Genomic DNA, 15501 nt, shown 5'->3' with positions numbered 1-15501 from the left:
GATGCACACCGCAACGCCGACGCTCGAGTTCACGGAACTCGAGGCCATGGAGGCCCTGAACGACACCGACGACTACATCCGAGGATTCGCCGTGGGAGTCATCATCGGAATTCTCGCCCTGACATAGGGCGGCGACCGACAGCTCGAGAAGGAGGTGCAGATTGCAGATGACGTCTCTGGAGTTCACGGAACTCGAACAGATCGACGCACCGTTGGAATGGTGGGAGCACGCCAGCTACATCATTGCCATCATCGGCGGCGCGGCAGCGATCGCAACCTAGTCCCCGGGGTGCGGGTGGAGCATGCCCGCCCGCACCCCATCGCTCCCGTTGAGAGGCGATGTGTGAATGTCCGGTTTGATCACCGAAGCAGTATCGGCGCGGCTCGAGACCGCGGGCGCGGTTCCCCGGGAGCTGGATCTGTACTCCGGGGAGGGCACCGACTTCTATGAGCGATTGGTCGGTACCGACCGTGCAGAGATTCGAGAGGTGCTGGCGCTCGCGAGCAAGACCGACGACCCCATCCTCGACATCGCCGCGGGCGGCGGGAGGTTGACGGTTCCGCTGGTGAGAACGGGAAGAGAGGTCACCGCGATCGATCTCTCCGACGACATGCTCTCCCACCTGCGTCGAGCGCTTCCTGCGCGATCGACGGTGGAGTGCGTCGTGGCGGACATGCGCGACTTCTCCCTGGGGCGGCGATACGGTCTCGTGATCATCGGTGCCACATCCATCACGTTGCTCGATCGTGCGGGCCGCTCGCTCCTGTACGGAAGTGTGCGTCGTCACCTCGCCACCGGAGGCGTGTTCGCCTTCACCGTCGCGGGAGGCACGGCGGCGCAGAGCCTGGCGGTGTCGAGAACACAGGAGATCGGCGTCCCCGGTCCGCAGGGCGAAGAGACCTACCTCTTCGCGCAGCAGATGGAAGACGGCGGAGCGGCGCGAGTGGTCAACTGGGTGCGCGTCGCCGACATCGCGGCCGGCCTCGAAGCGACGGTGCTCACGAGCCGCCTGCAGGTGCTCGGCCATGACGTCCTCGCCGGGGAGCTCGTCGACGCGGGCTTCGCGGCACCTGCCGTGTCGCCCGTCCGCACCGACCGCGGGGTGGACATCCTCCTGCTCACGACGTCGTGGGCGGGATCCTCGGGAACGGTGGACGACGATGCCACCGGCTGACTCCCCGCGTCGACGCGGCTCCCGCGCGAGGGTTCGGCTCTCTGCCGATGCATGCCCGAGCCTCGCCTCCGGTGTCGCTTTCGAGGAAGGGGCCGACGACAGGGCATGGATAGCGACGATCCACGGAGTGCCGTCGTCGAGGGTGTCCCGGTCGGTCGCCGACCTGCTCTCGGCGATGAACGGCGAGACCGCGCTCCGCGACCTGCACCTGCGCTTCGCCGCATCCGAATCGCTGGAGGACTTCCTCGACCTCGCCGAGCGCTTCCGCGCCAGCGGACTCCTGAAGGGCGACGCGATCCTCCCGCCCGGGCGGCTGACCTACCGCCCGCCATTCACCCTGCAGATCGCGACGCTCCGTGCTCCCGCCCTCTTCCGGCGCGCGGATCGTGTGATCGTCCGGCTGCCGGCTCGGGTGGTCCTGGCGTCGGTGGTGGTGCTGCTCGGCGGAGGGCTCGTGGCCGCCATCGTTCAGGCGCAGGACCTGCTGAGCGTCCTGACCACGCCGATGCCTTTGACCGGCCTGCTGATCCTGATCGCGGTGCTCTCGCTCGCGACGCTGCTCCATGAGGCCGCCCATGGACTCACCCTCGCCCGCTTCGGCGGGAGCCCCCGTCGTGCCGGCTTCATGCTCTTCTACCTCACCCCCGCGTTCTTCGTGGACGTGACCGACGGCTGGCGCCTCCCGAAGAGATCGCAACGCGTGGCGATCGCGTTGGCCGGCCCCGCAGTGCATGCGGTCATCGCCGCCGTCGCGCTCCTCGCCGCTCTCGCGCTTCCGCAGCCGGAGACCGACAGGGCGATGCTGCTGCTCGCTCTCTCCTGCATCGCCGTCGTCATCGTCAACCTGATCCCGTTCGTGCGGTTCGACGGGTACATCGCACTCATGAGCGCGCTCGACGAGCCGAACCTCCGGGGACGCGCCATCCGCGACGCCTCGAACTTCCTCACCCGATTCCTGTTCGGCGGTCGGCGGATCGGCAGAGCCCTGGACACCGCGTGGAGCGTTCCGTTCGGCCTCGCCAGTCTTGCCGCCCCGGTCGTGATGGTCGTGTTCGCCGTCGCACGCACCGCTCAAGCGCTCGCCGGAGGAGGACCGGTCCTCGGCCTGCTGGTGGTCGCATTGGAAGCCGTCGTCGTCCTCGTCGGTGTGGCTCTGCTGGCGAAAGCCCTGCGGCGAGTCCTCCGCTCGGGTGTCTCCCGGCTCCGGTTCGTGTGCGTCGGGGCGGTGGTGGTCGCGAGCATCGTGACCGCCGGAGCCCTCATCCGCGTACCCGTCACCGACACGCTCGGCTTCTCCGTAGACGGGGGCCGGGTGATGCTCCTTCGCGCAGGCGCAGGCGCAGGCGCCGACACCGAGGCGGAGGTGCCGGCGGGCGCCCCGGTCGTGTTGATGAGCAGTGGCATCGTCGCGAACGTGCCGGTGGGAGAGGGCACAGCCAGGCCGCTGCCTCCGACGCCGACGACGGTGCCACTCGACGCGCTGTTTCCCGTGACCGCGGATGGGGTGGCGATACCTGCGGTGGTCGTCGCCGAGGTGCTCGTCGCCGGGAAGAGCGACGGCCTGCCCCCGACGGGGCAGGCGCGGGTCGAGCTCGGTGAGACGGACCTGTGGCAGGCGCTCTGGGCGAGAGGCGTGATGCTGCCGCTGACAGCGCTCCAGGGCGAGAGAGAAGAAGAGGAAGAGAATGAGCGACCACGCGATTGAAGTCCGAGGACTCACGAAGAGGTACGGGCGCCGAACGGCCGTCGAGGAACTGTCGTTCGACGTGCCGCGGGGGACGGTCGTCGGACTCCTCGGCCCGAACGGGGCCGGAAAGTCGACGACGCTGCGGGCACTGGTGGGGTTGATCACTCCGACCAGTGGCGACAGCGTCATCGACGGTGCGCCGTTCTCCGCGCTCGACAACCCCGCATCGCACGTGGGCGTTCATATGGACGGGTTCGGCTTCGAGCTGGGCATCACAGCGAGAAGGCACCTGGAGATCTCCCGCCTCGCGGCCGGCGCACCCCGGGGCCGTGTCGACGAGGTGCTCCAGGAGGTGGGGCTCGCCGCGGATGCCGACCGTCGCGTGAAGACGTTCTCGACGGGGATGGCACAGAGGCTCGGGTTGGCGACCGCTCTTGTGGGTTCACCCCGGACGCTCATCCTGGACGAGCCGGCGAACGGGCTCGACCCCGACGGCATCCGGTGGCTTCGCCGGTTCCTGCGGAGCTTCGCCGAACGCGGCGGCACCGTGCTGGTCGCCAGCCATCAGCTGGCGGAACTCGAGCAATTCGTGGACGAGGTCGTCGTGATCAAGCGCCGTGCACTCTTCGCGGGGCGGTTGCACGACCTCGTCACGGACGACGGCGACTCCCTCGAGAGCAAGTACTTCGATCTCGTGGGAGAAGCGGCAGCATGAGGAACGCGATCCGCAGCGAAGCGCTGCGTGCAGTGAGCGGACTCTCCGTCCTGCCGGTCTATCTCGTGGCCCTGCTCATGCCGGTATTCGTGCTCGTCTCCGACGGTTCCCGCTTCGAGTTCGCCGGTGTCGATCCCGGCACGGCCACCGCGCGCCTGCTGGAGCCGCTCGCGTGGTCGGTCGTCTCCGCGGCGTTCGTCGGTGCGTACTCCGTCACGCGGGAGTACTACTACGGCTCGATGGACAGAACGCTCACCGGGGTCGGCTTCCGTCGCGTCTTCGGGGGAAAGCTCGTCGCGGCGGTGTTGGCCGCCGTCGCGCTGTCGGTGTGCATCTTCGTCCTCTGGACAGGGGGCGTCTCCGTGATCCTGATCCGGAACGGACTGGCGCTCGCTCTCACACCGGAGTCGTGGCAGCTGTATGCCGGCGCGCTGGCCGGCACGGTCCTCGGTGCACTGATCGGAGTGTCCGTCGGCTGGATCACCCGCAACTACTACCTGACGGCAGGTATCGTCCTCATCTTTCCGATGGTCGTGGAGCTCGCACTCGTGCGCACGGCGCCGGAGGTGGCGAAGTTCTCGCCCGGATTGGCACTCGCCGCGCTGGGTGTTCCCGGCTACCAGGGGCGACTGCTCGAGTTCGCGCCCGCACTCGGTGTCGGGCTCGTCTGGGCCGCAGCTCTCGTCGTGATCGCCTGGTTCAGGGGACGTCGGGGAGCCGCGTGATCGGCCGGGCGCTTCGCGCACAGGCGCGCAGCTTCGCCGGTGACGTGGTCCTCCTCGGGATGGTGGCAGCGGCGCTGCTGATGTCGCTCGCCGTGGCGACGAGTATTCCGCCCGACCTCGCGGAGGCCCCGGCGGGCGTCCGATCCGTGTTCGCCGAGTCCTTCACCGTCGTGCTCGCGACGTACGGAGCGGTGCTCGCGGCGGTCTACGGCTCCTTCCGATACACGATCGACCGCCGGGACGGTGTCATCGCGCAACGTCTGATGATGCTGCCCCGGTGGACGATCTTCGTCGCCAGGATGCCGACGGCCGCTCTGGGAGGGGCGATCGTGGCGCTCACCGTCGTCGTCGTCGGGCAGATCGCGCTGAACGTGTCCCGGGGCGGTGCGACCCTCGATGGAGCGACCCTCGATGGAGCGACTGTGGCATCGACTCTCGCCCTCGGGGCGGTCGCCGGGCTCTGGGGGATGGGGCTGGGAGTCGTCGTACAGGTTCATCTCGTCGCTCTCTTCGTGGTGTCGATGTCGATGAGCGGGGCGCTGCTTCTCACGATGTTCTGGAGCTCCGGCGCCGGCTATCTCCCGCCCCTCGTGATGCTCCGAGCCCTCGGATTCGACGTGTCAGCCATGGGCATCCCGCGGAACGATCTTCTCGAGAGCTCCCTGGCGCTCTGGGCGACCGCAGGCTGGGTGCTCGCCGCGCTCCTCGCCGGGGGAGCGGCTTTCATGAAGCGTGATGTCGGCGCGGAGACGACGTAGGATCCCTAGGTGGCAACACCCAAGATCGTCCTCTTCTACGCCTTCACTCCTCTTGCCGATCCCGATGCCATCCGCGTCTGGCAGCGAGACCTCGGTGAGGCGCTCGGACTGCGCGGACGTCTGCTCATCTCGAAGGACGGCATCAACGGCACCCTCGGCGGCGACATCGGCGCGCTGAAGAAATGGCTGCGCTCGTTCCGCTCGTACCGTCCGTTCGCCGACGCCGACATCAAATGGAGCGAGGGGACCGGTGTGGACGCCGAGGGACGCAGCCTCGACTTCCCCAAGCTCAGCGTCAAGGTGCGCGACGAGATCGTGTCGTTCGGTGCGCCCGGTGAGCTCCGCGTCGACGAGAACGGCGTCGTCGGCGGCGGCACGCGCCTGACGCCCGAAGAACTGCACGGTCTGATCGACGAACGTGGCGACGATGTGGTGTTCTTCGACGGTCGGAACGCGCTCGAAGCGCAGATCGGACGCTTCCGTGGCGCGGTCGTCCCCGACACCGAGACGACCAGGGATTTCGTCGAGCTTCTCGATTCGGGCATCTACGACGACCTCAAGGGCAAGCCCGTGGTCACGTACTGCACCGGCGGCATCCGCTGCGAGGTGCTGTCGAGTCTGATGACCGCCCGCGGGTTCGGTGAGGTCTACCAGCTCGAGGGCGGCATCGTCCGATACGGCGAGAAGTACGGCGACGACGGCCTGTGGGACGGATCGCTCTACGTCTTCGACGGCCGGGGCTCCGTGGACTTCTCCGACCATGCCGCGGTCATCGGAGAATGCGTAGGATGCGGGGCAGCGACCAAGCGCACCGCGAACTGCCCCGATCTCTCGTGCCGATCGCAGTTCGTGGTGTGCGAGGAGTGCGGCGCTGTGCCCTGCACCTCTCACGCCGCCTGACGGGTCAGATCGTCACACCGGGCTCGGCGGCTCTCGGGGCGTACAGGGAACGCGGGATCAGCACGGCCCGCACCCTGGTGGCCCGATCGGCGCTCTGCCGCAGGCTCGTGAGAACGTCGCCCAACGGCTCGGCGAGGTCGTCCGTCGCCTCGCCGGGGCGGGCGTAGTTCGAGCGCTCGACCGCATTGGTGAGGTGTCGTATCGCCTCGGCCCCCACGCCGTTCTGCCGCACCAGTCCTGCCGCGCGCGTGCGTGGCGTGTCGGCGTCGGACACCGGGATCTGCAGGTCGATCAGGGTGTCCCGGAGTTCCGCCCATGCCGCAGCGGAATCTCCTCGACGTGCCCTGTTCAGCCGCGCTCGGCGTTCCACGAGCCGGATCAGTGCGGGAAGCAGGAGCAGCACGACGATGCCGAGGGCTGTGAAGACCACCGGCGTCGGGTCGAGGCGGCGCAGGTCGTCGCCGCTGGCCGCGTCGCCGCCGGCATCGTTGCGGTCGATCTCGGGACCCGAGGTCTGCTCGGCCTGCGGTGCCGTGGTCGGGGCCGGGGCGGACGGGCTTCCGGAACCTCCACCCTGCGTCGCTCCGGGGCGGAAGGCGGTGGGCACACCCAGAGACGCGGTGGGCTCGAACGGAACCCATCCGATACCGGGGAACAGCACCTCCGGCCAGGAGTGCAGCCGGTCGCTGGTCACGGAGAACACCGACTCGCTGCCGCGCTTCTCGTCGGTCAGCGAACCGGGAAGGTATCCGACGACGATGCGCACCTGCATGCCCAGGCTCTCCGCCATCAACGCGAACGCCCCCGCGAAATGGACGCAGTATCCCGACCGCGCCTCGAGGAATTCCGCGACGGCTTCCGCCCCGGTGCCGTCGAAGCCTTCCTCCACCGGGGTCTCCAGCGAGTAGGCGAACTGCGAGCGGAACCAGTTCTGCAGCGCGATGAGCCGGTCGTAGTCGGTGCTCGCCGCCGCGGTCACGTCGTCCGCGAGCTCACCGATGATCCCGGGGAGCTCGACCGGTTCGGCATCGGGATCGACGACGGGGGCGGCGGCATCGATCGCGCGGATCTGCTCGAGGGTGGGGATCAATCTCGACGACGTGACCGTGTAGTCGTTCCCGACGGCGTCCGCGCCGCGGGAGTACAGCGTGCGATTCTCGGGGGCGATCCTCCAGGCATTGCTGAGTCCCTGCACGGCGGTGGCGGGATAGGGCACCGGGAGCCAGGAACTCGACATCCGCAGCACGCGGATGGAGGTGTTCTGTTCTTCCGTCGCGATGTCCTCGCCCCATTCCGGGGGACCGAATCCGTCGTTCTGCGCCTGCAGGTCGCCGTCGTCCGGCTGCCAGACGCGGCCGTCGAAGCGCGAGAGCGTGGTCAGACGCAGGTACGGTGCCGTGTCGCCTTTCGCGGCAACGGTGAGGACTTCGACCGGATTGGGCTGGCGCAGGTCGTCTCCGAGACGCAGCGAGGCGTCGACCGTGACGCCGACCCCGTTGCCGGCGAGGCTCGCGGTGACGGGCATCATCGGGGCGATGGCCACTGTCGTCGCCAGCGCGGCGGCTCCGAGCGCGACGGCCAACGACGTCGACGAGCGGCGCGGGGATTCCGGATGCCGGCGTGCGGTGTAGCGGAGGAGGAGCAGGGCGACCACGCCGAAGAGCAGGAACCAGGCCACGTTCGTGTCGCCGAGCGTGACGATCATCGGCACGGCGCCGATGACGCCGGTCAAGAGGACGGCCAGCACGGCCGAACGATGCGCGACGAGATGGTCGAGGAGGATCGCGACGACCCCGAAGCCGATGCCCATCACCGCAGCGAGGCCGGGGGAGGGATCCAACGGCGCGGATCCGAACACCACGGCCTCGACGGCGGAGGCCCCGAGCACGCCGAACAGCGTCAGCGTCGCCGATGTCGGGACGATCCCGAAGATGGCGGTGTCGCCGGCCACGAGCAGCGTCACGACGGCGATGGCGACCACGATCTGCACGGCGAAGGTGACGATGTCCTGCGCCCACGCCGCTCGTCGCCGCAGCAGGTGTCGCGTCAGCATCCCGGTGCCCGCCACGGCGACGATCACGGCGATCACGGTGAAGGACCACGCCCCGGGGCCGATCACCGAGGTGAACGGCCACATCGCCGTGAGCGCCGCCGTCGCCGCGAGTGCGCCGGGGCCGACGATGCCGGCCGGCTCCTCGTGGTCGCGGTGCCAGAAGGCCGGCCTGCGCGTGGCGACGGTCGGCGCCGGCGGGGCCTGCTCAGCGCGGAACATCGCCGACCCCGATCCGGGCCGAGACGGCGTCTTCCCACGCCGCGGGGATGTCGTCCCCGAGTGGGGCCACCGTCCATCCATGGCGGACGGAGGCCTCGGTGGCGCCGGGGAGCAGCTCTGTGCTGAACAGCATCGGTGCAGCGGCACCTGCTGAACGCAGCAGGGCCGCATCCTCCTCGTCGAGGCGGCCCGTGATGTAGACGAGCGGACCGGGCGGGGTGCCGCCGACGAGCGCCATCAGGTCACGGCTCTCTCCGCGCGGGGTGACCGTCGCGAGCGCAGCGAGCAGACCGTCGCGATCGTCTTCATGCCCGCGAAGCGCGCCGAGCAGCGTTCCTGCGCTGTCGAGAACGTCGACGCTGTACCCCTCCGATGCGAGGTGCACGGCCGCGGAGGCGCACAGGGAGACCGCTGCTTCGAAGGCGGGATCCTCGTCGGTGCCCGGTGCGTCCCAACGGCGCCCGCTGCGGTCGAGCACGACCACTGCGTCGGGGCTGGACTCCTCCTCTTCCTGACGCACCATCAACTGACCGCGATGCGCGGTCGCCCGCCAGTGGATACGGCGCATCGAGTCGCCCGGGATGTATCCGCGGGGCGAGAGGTTGTCGCTTCCCTGCCCGAGCCGGGTGGAGGAGGTGTGCGCGGTGCCGCCGGCGGCACCGACACGCACGGCCAGCGGGGCGAGCGCGAACACCTCGGGAACGACCGTCACGCTCCTCGTCTCGCCGAATGCCTGCTCGCGCTGCGCCAGACCGAACGGGTCGACCGTGCGCAGCATCAGCGGCCCGAGGGGCCAGACGCCGCGTCGGACACCGGTGATGAGGTAGCTCAGCTGGCCGGTCTCGGGGGGATATTCACCGCCGGAGTCTCCGGAGACCGCGTCGGGGAGCACATCGTGCCAGAGCCCCCGCGGCACCCGGATCGCTCGCAGCGAGAACCGCACCGTCACTCGTGACGTCTCGGACACGGTCAGCAGATCGGTCGAGATCTGGCGGGTGACCGTTCCGGATCGTCGTGGCAATCGCACCGCGATGAGGGAGAAGAGCGTGACGGCCGCGAGCAGCACGCCGATGTAGAGCAGGACGCGCGTGCCGAGGAGGTTCGCGGCGATCATGCAGCCGAGCGCGGCGACGAGCGCTCCGGCACCGCGGCCGGTGAGGGATCGACGTCTTCGCATGATGAGGTCTGTCAGGAACGCGTCGCGACGGGGACACGCACCCGCTCGACGATCTGGGTGAGGGCGGCCTCGACCGGCTGCGCGCCGGCGCGATGTGCGCCCCTGGCCGGGAGCAGGCGGTGCGCCAGCACAGGGATGAGCAGCGCGGTGATGTCGTCGGGGATCACGTACTCGCGTCCGTCGAGAGCAGCCCACACCTTCGCGGCCCTGACCAGCTGCAGGGTGGCCCGAGGGCTCGCACCGAGATGCAGGTTCGGGTCGGAGCGGGTGGCTTGGGCGAGCGCGACAGCGTACTCCTCGAGCGCGGGGGCCACGTGCACCGAGCGCGCCCAGGCGATGAGGTGGGCGATGGACGCCGCGTCGGCGACGGGCGACACGGCCGCGAGGGGGCTGACGACATCACGCTGGCGCAGCATGAGAGCCTCGGCGGCGGCATCCGGATACCCCATCGAGATCCGCATCATGAACCGATCGCGCTGCGCTTCGGGCAGGGCGTAGGTCCCCTCCATCTCCAGCGGGTTCTGGGTCGCGACGACCAGGAACGGCTGGGGCAGCAGGTGCGTGGAGCCGTCGACGGTGACCTGCCCCTCCTCCATCGCCTCCAGCAGAGCGGACTGCGTCTTGGGGGAGGAGCGGTTGATCTCGTCGGCGATCACGATGTGCGCGAACACCGCGCCGCGCTTGAATTCGAATTCGCGATCCACGGGGTTGTAGACGGACACCCCCGTGACGTCGCCGGGCAGCAGATCGGGCGTGAACTGGATGCGGCGCACCGTCGCATCCACGCTCGCGGCGAGGGCCCTGGCGAGCATGGTCTTGCCGACCCCTGGAACGTCTTCGATCAGCAGGTGCCCCTCGGCGAGGAGGCATACGAGAGCGCTGCGCACCGCGTCCGGCTTGCCGTCGATGACCTGGCCGATCGAGCCGAGGATCGCAGACGTCTGTGCGGCGAACCTCTCGGCATCCATCGATACCGGGGTCAGGGGGGCGTTCTCTGGCATGCGTTCCCTCTCACGTCGGCGCTGCGGTGCGCGTGACTCGATCGTAACCCTGCACGGGGTGCGCCGCTCTGGCAGGTTCCCCTGAGGATGCGCGTGGAGGCGTGCGCGGTTCGGACCATCGCGCCGGTCGGGTTAGGATGGTTGACGGCTCTCCGCGTGGCGGCATCCAGGCCAATTCCCCCAGGGCGGAAACGCAGCAAGGGTAACCGGGCTCTGCTGGGTGCGCGGAGAGTCATTTTCTTTGTGCGGGCGTCTCGTCCCGGGCGCACAGCCCTCTCGTGGCTGCACCTGCGACAATCGTCCGGTGACCGTCACCCCGCCGCCGCAGACGCAGCATCCGCTCGGCCGATTCGCCTCGCCGGTGCTGCTGCTCGTCGCGATGTGGGTCGTGCAGTTCGCCGACGCGATCCTCCCCGGCTCGTTCACCGGATTCGGGCTGCGGTCCTGGGACGTCTCCGGACTCGGCGGCATCGTGCTCGGGCCGCTCCTGCACGCGAACTGGCAGCATCTCATCGCGAACTCCGTCCCGTTCCTGGTGCTCGGCTGTCTCGTCGCGGTCGAGGGCACGCGACGGTTCTGGGCCGTCACCGCGATCGTCGCCGTCGTCGGGGGCATCGGCACCTGGGTGTTCAACGCTCCCGGCACTCTGACGGTCGGGGCGTCCGGGCTGGTCTTCGGCTACTTCGGGTACGTCGTGATGCGGGTGTTCGCCCCCGGCCGTGTGGCGCACCGCATCCTGTACGCCGTGATCGCGATCGTCGTGATCGCGCTGTACGGCGGCTCGATGCTGGCCGGCGTCTTCGGTGTGGCCGACGGCATCTCCTGGCAGGGGCATCTGTTCGGGGCCATCGGAGGTGGCATCGCCGCCCTCGCCGGCCGCCGGCCGCGAACCGGCGGAGCCCTCGCGCCATGAACGCCGCACCGGCATCGCGGGCCGGACGCAGGCCGGCGACGAAGAAGCCGGCAACCAGAGGCACGCGCACGAAGAGCACGTCGAACACCAAGAAGACCAAGAAACGCCGCGGTCCCGGCGCGCGACGGCAGGCGGCGAATCGCCTGCGCCGGCGGAAGATCCTGCAGCGCATCCTGATCTCCGGGGGCGCCGTCGTCGTCGCCGTCGGTCTGTTCGTGCTCATCCCCCTGGGGCTCGCGCGCGATCCCGCGCCGATCTGCATCGACCGCCCGCAGACGTTTCCTGCGGAGGGCATCGAGGGATGGAGTGGTGAGCAGCTCGAGAACGCGGCGACCATCATCCGCACCGCCGCGGTTCTCGGCTACGCGCGTGAGGGGCAGATCCTCGGGGTGATGACGGCGATGGGGGAGAGCAGCCTGCGCAACATCGACTACGGCGACTGGGAGACGCGCGGATTCACCAACCCCGATGGAACCCGGACGACCAGCATCGGACTCTTCCAGCAGCAGGAGTGGTGGGGAAGCGTGGAGCAGCGGATGGATCCGGCGACCGCGACGACGCTGTTCTTCGATCGCCTCGGACGGCTCCCGGACTGGCAGACGATGGAGCCCTCCCACGCGATCCACCGGGTGCAGATCAACACCGACCGCGACTACTACTCGCGGTTCCAGGCGGATGCCACGGCGGTCGTCGATGCGATGTCCGGACCGTGCGAGTGACGTCGCGGCATTTGACCCGGTGAGACGCTCGGTGCGTTCATGGATGCCGCGCCTAAGCTGAAGTCGTGGCGCAGAGCATCTACATCACCTCGGCCGAAGGCCATACCGGAAAGTCGACGATCGCCCTCGGGGCGCTCGACGCTCTGATGCGCGTCTCGCCGCGGGTGGGCGTGTTCCGTCCGATCGCCCGCTCGGTCACCGCGCGCGACGAGATCCTCGAACTGATGCTCGCGCACGACGGGGTGAACCTCGACTACGAGGACTGCATCGGCGTCACCTACGACGATGTGAGGGCCGACCCGGAGGGCGCCCTGTCGACCATCGTCGCGCGGTTCAAGGCGGTCGAGGCCCAGTGCGATGCCGTCGTCGTCATCGGCAGCGACTACACCGATGTGGCCAGCCCTGCGGAGCTCGGTTTCAACGCCAGGATCGCCGCCAACCTCGGAGCCCCGGTGCTCCTCGTTCTCAGCGGTCGCGACCAGCAGCGCCAGGCCGAGCAGTTGGGGACCACCACGGCGCGGTCGGCCGCCGCGATCGCGCAGATCGCGGCGCTCGCCCTGTCCGAGTTGACGGAGGAGCGGGCGGAGCTGTTCGCCGTCGCGGTCAACCGCGCCGACCCGGAGGCGCTCGACGCCATCATCGAGGCGGTGCATGCCGCGCTCCCCGCGGAGAGCACGCCGGTATGGGCGATCCCCGAGGACCGTGCTCTCGTCGCGCCGTCGATCCGTGGCATCCTCGCGGCCGTCGACGGCACGCTGCTCAAGGGCGACGACGATCGTCTCACGAGGGAGGCGCTGACGATCGTCGTCGCGGGCATGTCGATGGTGAACGTGCTGCCCCGACTGACCGAGGAGGCGGTCGTGGTGATCCCCGCCGACCGCACCGAGGTACTGCTGGCTGCGCTGCTCGCCGATTCGTCCGGCACCTTCCCCCGCATCGCCGGCATCATCCTGAACGGGCCGTTCCCGCTGCCGGAGCCGATCGTGCGACTGCTCGACGGCTTTGCCTCGTCGGTGCCGATCATCACGACGGATCTCGGCACCTATGACACGGCGGTGCGCGTGATGAGCACCCGCGGACGCATCTCCGCCGATTCGCGCAGCCGCTATGACCGTGCGCTCGGCCTCTTCCAGGCGCATGTCGACATCGCCGAGCTCACCGAGCAGCTCGGCCTCGCCGAGGCTCACGTGGTGACTCCGCTGATGTTCCAGTATGGACTCATCGAACGCGCACGCGGGGACCGCCGCCGCATCGTGCTGCCGGAGGGGGACGACGATCGCATCCTGCGCGCCGCGGCCACGCTGCTCGCGAGAGAGGTCGCCGACCTGACGATCCTCGGCGACGAGGCAACCATCCGCGCCCGCGCCGTCGAACTCGGCGTCGACATCACGGCGGCCCAGGTGCTCAGCCCGACCGATCCCGAGCTGGTCGAGCGTTTCGCCGCGGAGTACGCCCGGCTACGGGCCCACAAGGGCATCACGCTCGCCCAGGCGGCGGACACGGTGACCGACGTGTCGTACTTCGGCACGATGATGGTGCACCTCGGCCTCGCCGACGGCATGGTGTCGGGCGCCGCGCATACCACCGCCCACACGATCCGCCCGTCGTTCGAGATCATCAAGACCAAGCCGGGGGTGAACGTGGTCTCCAGCGTGTTCCTGATGGCGCTCGCCGACCGCGTGCTCGTCTACGGCGACTGCGCCGTGATCCCCGACCCGACCAGCGAGCAGCTCGCCGACATCGCGATCTCCTCCGCGACGACCGCCCGGCAGTTCGGCATCGATCCGCGCGTGGCGATGCTGTCGTACTCGACGGGGGAGTCCGGATCCGGTGCGGACGTCGACAAGGTGCGCGCCGCCACCGCCCTCGTACGCGAACGGGCGCCCGAGCTCCCGGTCGAGGGGCCGATCCAGTACGACGCTGCCGCGGATGCGGCGGTGGCCAAGGCCAAGCTCCCCGGCTCCGCTGTGGCCGGACGGGCGACCGTGTTCGTCTTCCCCGACCTGAACACCGGCAACAACACCTACAAGGCCGTGCAGCGCTCAGCCGGCGCCGTCGCGATCGGCCCGGTGCTGCAGGGGCTCAACAAGCCGATCAACGACCTCTCCCGCGGTGCGCTCGTCGACGACATCGTCAACACGGTGGCGATCACGGCGATCCAGGCGCAGGGAGCCGAGCAGGCGGGAGAGGCGGCATGAGCGCCATCCTGGTCATCAACAGCGGCTCCTCCTCGTTGAAGTACAGCCTGATCGACATCGAGCAGGAGAATCTGCTCGCGAGCGGGCTGATCGAGCGCATCGGTCAGGAGATCAGCCCGGTCGCGCACACAGTGCGCCCCGCGGTCGACGGCGACGCCGTGCCGACCATGCTCGACGCCACCTACCGCAGTGAGAGGCCGATCGCCGATCACGCCGCCGCCTTCGAGGTGATGCGCGAGCAGTTCGTCACGCACGGCCCCTCTCTCGACGAGCATCGCCCCGTCGCTGTCGGGCACCGTGTGGTTCACGGCGGCGCCCGCTTCTACGCCCCCACGCTGATCGATGCCGACGTGGAGCGGCAGATCGACGAGCTCGCGGTGCTCGCACCGTTGCACAACCCCGCGAACCTCGCCGGCATCCTCGCCGCGCGCGCCGTGTTCGACGGCGTTCCGCACGTCGCGGTGTTCGACACGGCCTTCCATCAGACGCTCCCTCCCGCCGCCTACACCTACGCGATCGATGCGGCGCTCGCCGCGGAGCACCGGGTGCGCCGCTACGGCTTCCACGGCACGAGTCACCAGTACGTCAGCGAGTCCGCCGCCGCGTTCCTCGGTCGTGACCTCGGGGATCTCCGGCAGCTGGTGTTCCACCTCGGCAACGGGGCCTCGGTGACCGCGATCGACGGCGGCCGCTCGGTGGAGACCTCTATGGGGCTCACCCCTCTCGAGGGGCTCGTCATGGGCACGCGCTCGGGCGACATCGATCCGGCCGCGCTCGTGCACCTGTCGCGCCGCGCCGGGCTGTCGATCGACGACCTCGATTCTCTGCTGAACACCCGCAGCGGACTCGCCGGTCTCGCCGGGCGCAGCGATATGCGCGACATCCTCGCGGGCGTCGAGGCAGGGGAGGACGCGGCGATGCTCGCGTTCGACGTGTACGTGCACCGGCTGCGCGCCTACGCCGGCGCCTACATCGCACAGCTGGGGGGAGTGGACGTCATCTCCTTCACCGCCGGCGTGGGCGAGAACGCCGCGCCGGTGCGTGCCGGTGCGATGGCGACGCTCGGCTTCGCCGGTGTGGAGATCGATCCCGCCAGGAATGCGGCACGAGAGCGCGGCATCCGCCGGATCTCCACGGATGCCTCCTCGGTGATGGTCCTCGTCGTGCCGACCGACGAGGAGCTGCAGATCGCGCGGCAGACGGCGGAGCTGCTCTGATCGCTGCGCCGATCCTCCCGCAGGGGTTACCCCGCGGCGCGCGA

Annotated in this window: 15 protein-coding genes and 1 other RNA gene; 13 read left to right on the top strand and 3 right to left on the bottom strand. The window is 69.5% G+C overall.

Annotation, left to right across the window (positions count from 1 at the left end):
- Position 1: 1 nt before the first annotated feature.
- The 8 genes from mpaA2 (at position 2) to trhO (ending at position 5960) form a co-directional block, all read left to right on the top strand.
- A complete protein-coding gene (gene mpaA2, locus MST3598_RS18765; protein ID WP_269320225.1) occupies positions 2-127 on the top strand; it encodes an MpaA2 family daptide-type RiPP in 126 nt (41 codons plus the stop codon).
- Between the two features lie 40 nt (positions 128-167).
- Positions 168-281: an MpaA3 family daptide-type RiPP gene (gene mpaA3 / locus MST3598_RS18820; RefSeq protein ID WP_021199157.1), complete on the top strand. Its 114-nt coding sequence runs from the start codon at positions 168-170 to the stop codon at positions 279-281.
- A gap of 66 nt (positions 282-347) precedes the next feature.
- Positions 348-1175, top strand: coding sequence for a daptide-type RiPP biosynthesis methyltransferase (gene mpaM, locus MST3598_RS13655; RefSeq protein WP_029258731.1), 828 nt, complete (start codon positions 348-350; stop codon positions 1173-1175).
- The gene (gene mpaP, locus MST3598_RS13650) at positions 1162-2880 is read left to right on the top strand and encodes a daptide biosynthesis intramembrane metalloprotease (protein ID WP_331280335.1); all 1719 of its coding nucleotides are present in this window, start codon (positions 1162-1164) and stop codon (positions 2878-2880) included. Before mpaM ends, mpaP begins: the two co-directional genes overlap by 14 nt.
- A complete protein-coding gene (locus MST3598_RS13645; protein WP_021199154.1) occupies positions 2861-3577 on the top strand; it encodes an ATP-binding cassette domain-containing protein in 717 nt (238 codons plus the stop codon). Before mpaP ends, MST3598_RS13645 begins: the two co-directional genes overlap by 20 nt.
- Positions 3574-4302, top strand: a complete 729-nt coding sequence (locus MST3598_RS13640; protein ID WP_029258729.1) for a hypothetical protein — start codon at positions 3574-3576, stop codon at positions 4300-4302. The genes MST3598_RS13645 and MST3598_RS13640 overlap by 4 nt, the downstream gene beginning before the upstream one ends.
- Positions 4299-5060 carry a hypothetical protein gene (locus MST3598_RS13635; RefSeq protein ID WP_029258728.1) on the top strand — a complete coding sequence of 254 codons (762 nt, stop codon included), beginning with the start codon at positions 4299-4301 and terminating at the stop codon, positions 5058-5060. The genes MST3598_RS13640 and MST3598_RS13635 overlap by 4 nt, the downstream gene beginning before the upstream one ends.
- A gap of 9 nt (positions 5061-5069) precedes the next feature.
- Positions 5070-5960 (top strand): oxygen-dependent tRNA uridine(34) hydroxylase TrhO, encoded by an 891-nt coding sequence (trhO, locus tag MST3598_RS13630; protein ID WP_029258727.1) that lies wholly within the window; start codon positions 5070-5072, stop codon positions 5958-5960.
- Between the two features lie 4 nt (positions 5961-5964).
- Here trhO and MST3598_RS13625 read toward each other — a convergent pair whose 3' ends face one another.
- The 3 genes from MST3598_RS13625 to MST3598_RS13615 are packed head-to-tail and all read right to left on the bottom strand — an operon-like array spanning position 5965 to position 10410.
- The gene (locus MST3598_RS13625) at positions 5965-8232 is read right to left on the bottom strand and encodes a transglutaminase family protein (RefSeq protein WP_029258726.1); all 2268 of its coding nucleotides are present in this window, start codon (positions 8230-8232) and stop codon (positions 5965-5967) included.
- Positions 8219-9409 (bottom strand): DUF58 domain-containing protein, encoded by a 1191-nt coding sequence (locus MST3598_RS13620; RefSeq protein WP_029258725.1) that lies wholly within the window; start codon positions 9407-9409, stop codon positions 8219-8221. The genes MST3598_RS13625 and MST3598_RS13620 overlap by 14 nt, the downstream gene beginning before the upstream one ends.
- An 11-nt stretch (positions 9410-9420) precedes the next feature.
- On the bottom strand, positions 9421-10410 hold the full coding sequence (locus tag MST3598_RS13615; protein WP_021199148.1) for an AAA family ATPase: 990 nt from the start codon (positions 10408-10410) through the stop codon (positions 9421-9423).
- A gap of 143 nt (positions 10411-10553) precedes the next feature.
- Between MST3598_RS13615 and ffs the strand changes: the two genes are divergently transcribed.
- The 5 genes from ffs to MST3598_RS13590 all read left to right on the top strand — a co-directional run bounded on the left by ffs (position 10554) and on the right by MST3598_RS13590 (position 15457).
- Positions 10554-10650, top strand: an RNA gene (gene ffs, locus MST3598_RS13610) — signal recognition particle sRNA small type.
- A 64-nt stretch (positions 10651-10714) separates the two neighbouring features.
- Positions 10715-11323: a rhomboid family intramembrane serine protease gene (locus MST3598_RS13605; protein ID WP_021199147.1), complete on the top strand. Its 609-nt coding sequence runs from the start codon at positions 10715-10717 to the stop codon at positions 11321-11323.
- A complete protein-coding gene (locus MST3598_RS13600; RefSeq protein ID WP_029258724.1) occupies positions 11320-12042 on the top strand; it encodes a hypothetical protein in 723 nt (240 codons plus the stop codon). The genes MST3598_RS13605 and MST3598_RS13600 overlap by 4 nt, the downstream gene beginning before the upstream one ends.
- A gap of 65 nt (positions 12043-12107) precedes the next feature.
- Positions 12108-14240, top strand: a complete 2133-nt coding sequence (pta, locus tag MST3598_RS13595; RefSeq protein WP_029258723.1) for a phosphate acetyltransferase — start codon at positions 12108-12110, stop codon at positions 14238-14240.
- Positions 14237-15457: an acetate/propionate family kinase gene (locus tag MST3598_RS13590; protein ID WP_029258722.1), complete on the top strand. Its 1221-nt coding sequence runs from the start codon at positions 14237-14239 to the stop codon at positions 15455-15457. Before pta ends, MST3598_RS13590 begins: the two co-directional genes overlap by 4 nt.
- Positions 15458-15501: the final 44 nt, after the last annotated feature.

This window comes from Microbacterium sp. TPU 3598, assembly GCF_002356155.1.
Taxonomy (GTDB): domain Bacteria; phylum Actinomycetota; class Actinomycetes; order Actinomycetales; family Microbacteriaceae; genus Microbacterium; species Microbacterium maritypicum_A.
The sequence above is the reverse complement of the archived record's forward strand: the minus strand, read 5'-3'. Positions and strand labels throughout refer to the sequence as shown.

What these genes read in the sequence shown, in the direction of transcription:
- mpaA3 (WP_021199157.1), top strand. Translation starts at nt 168, where the DNA reads ATGACGTCTCTGGAGTTCACGGAACTCGAACAGATCGACGCACCGTTG.
- MST3598_RS13590 (WP_029258722.1), top strand. Translation starts at nt 14,237, where the DNA reads ATGAGCGCCATCCTGGTCATCAACAGCGGCTCCTCCTCGTTGAAGTAC.
- MST3598_RS13625 (WP_029258726.1), bottom strand. Translation starts at nt 8,232, where the DNA reads ATGTTCCGCGCTGAGCAGGCCCCGCCGGCGCCGACCGTCGCCACGCGC.
- MST3598_RS13600 (WP_029258724.1), top strand. Translation starts at nt 11,320, where the DNA reads ATGAACGCCGCACCGGCATCGCGGGCCGGACGCAGGCCGGCGACGAAG.
- MST3598_RS13615 (WP_021199148.1), bottom strand. Translation starts at nt 10,410, where the DNA reads ATGCCAGAGAACGCCCCCCTGACCCCGGTATCGATGGATGCCGAGAGG.
- mpaM (WP_029258731.1), top strand. Translation starts at nt 348, where the DNA reads ATGTCCGGTTTGATCACCGAAGCAGTATCGGCGCGGCTCGAGACCGCG.
- MST3598_RS13620 (WP_029258725.1), bottom strand. Translation starts at nt 9,409, where the DNA reads ATGCGAAGACGTCGATCCCTCACCGGCCGCGGTGCCGGAGCGCTCGTC.
- mpaP (WP_331280335.1), top strand. Translation starts at nt 1,162, where the DNA reads ATGCCACCGGCTGACTCCCCGCGTCGACGCGGCTCCCGCGCGAGGGTT.
- MST3598_RS13640 (WP_029258729.1), top strand. Translation starts at nt 3,574, where the DNA reads ATGAGGAACGCGATCCGCAGCGAAGCGCTGCGTGCAGTGAGCGGACTC.
- MST3598_RS13645 (WP_021199154.1), top strand. Translation starts at nt 2,861, where the DNA reads ATGAGCGACCACGCGATTGAAGTCCGAGGACTCACGAAGAGGTACGGG.
- mpaA2 (WP_269320225.1), top strand. Translation starts at nt 2, where the DNA reads ATGCACACCGCAACGCCGACGCTCGAGTTCACGGAACTCGAGGCCATG.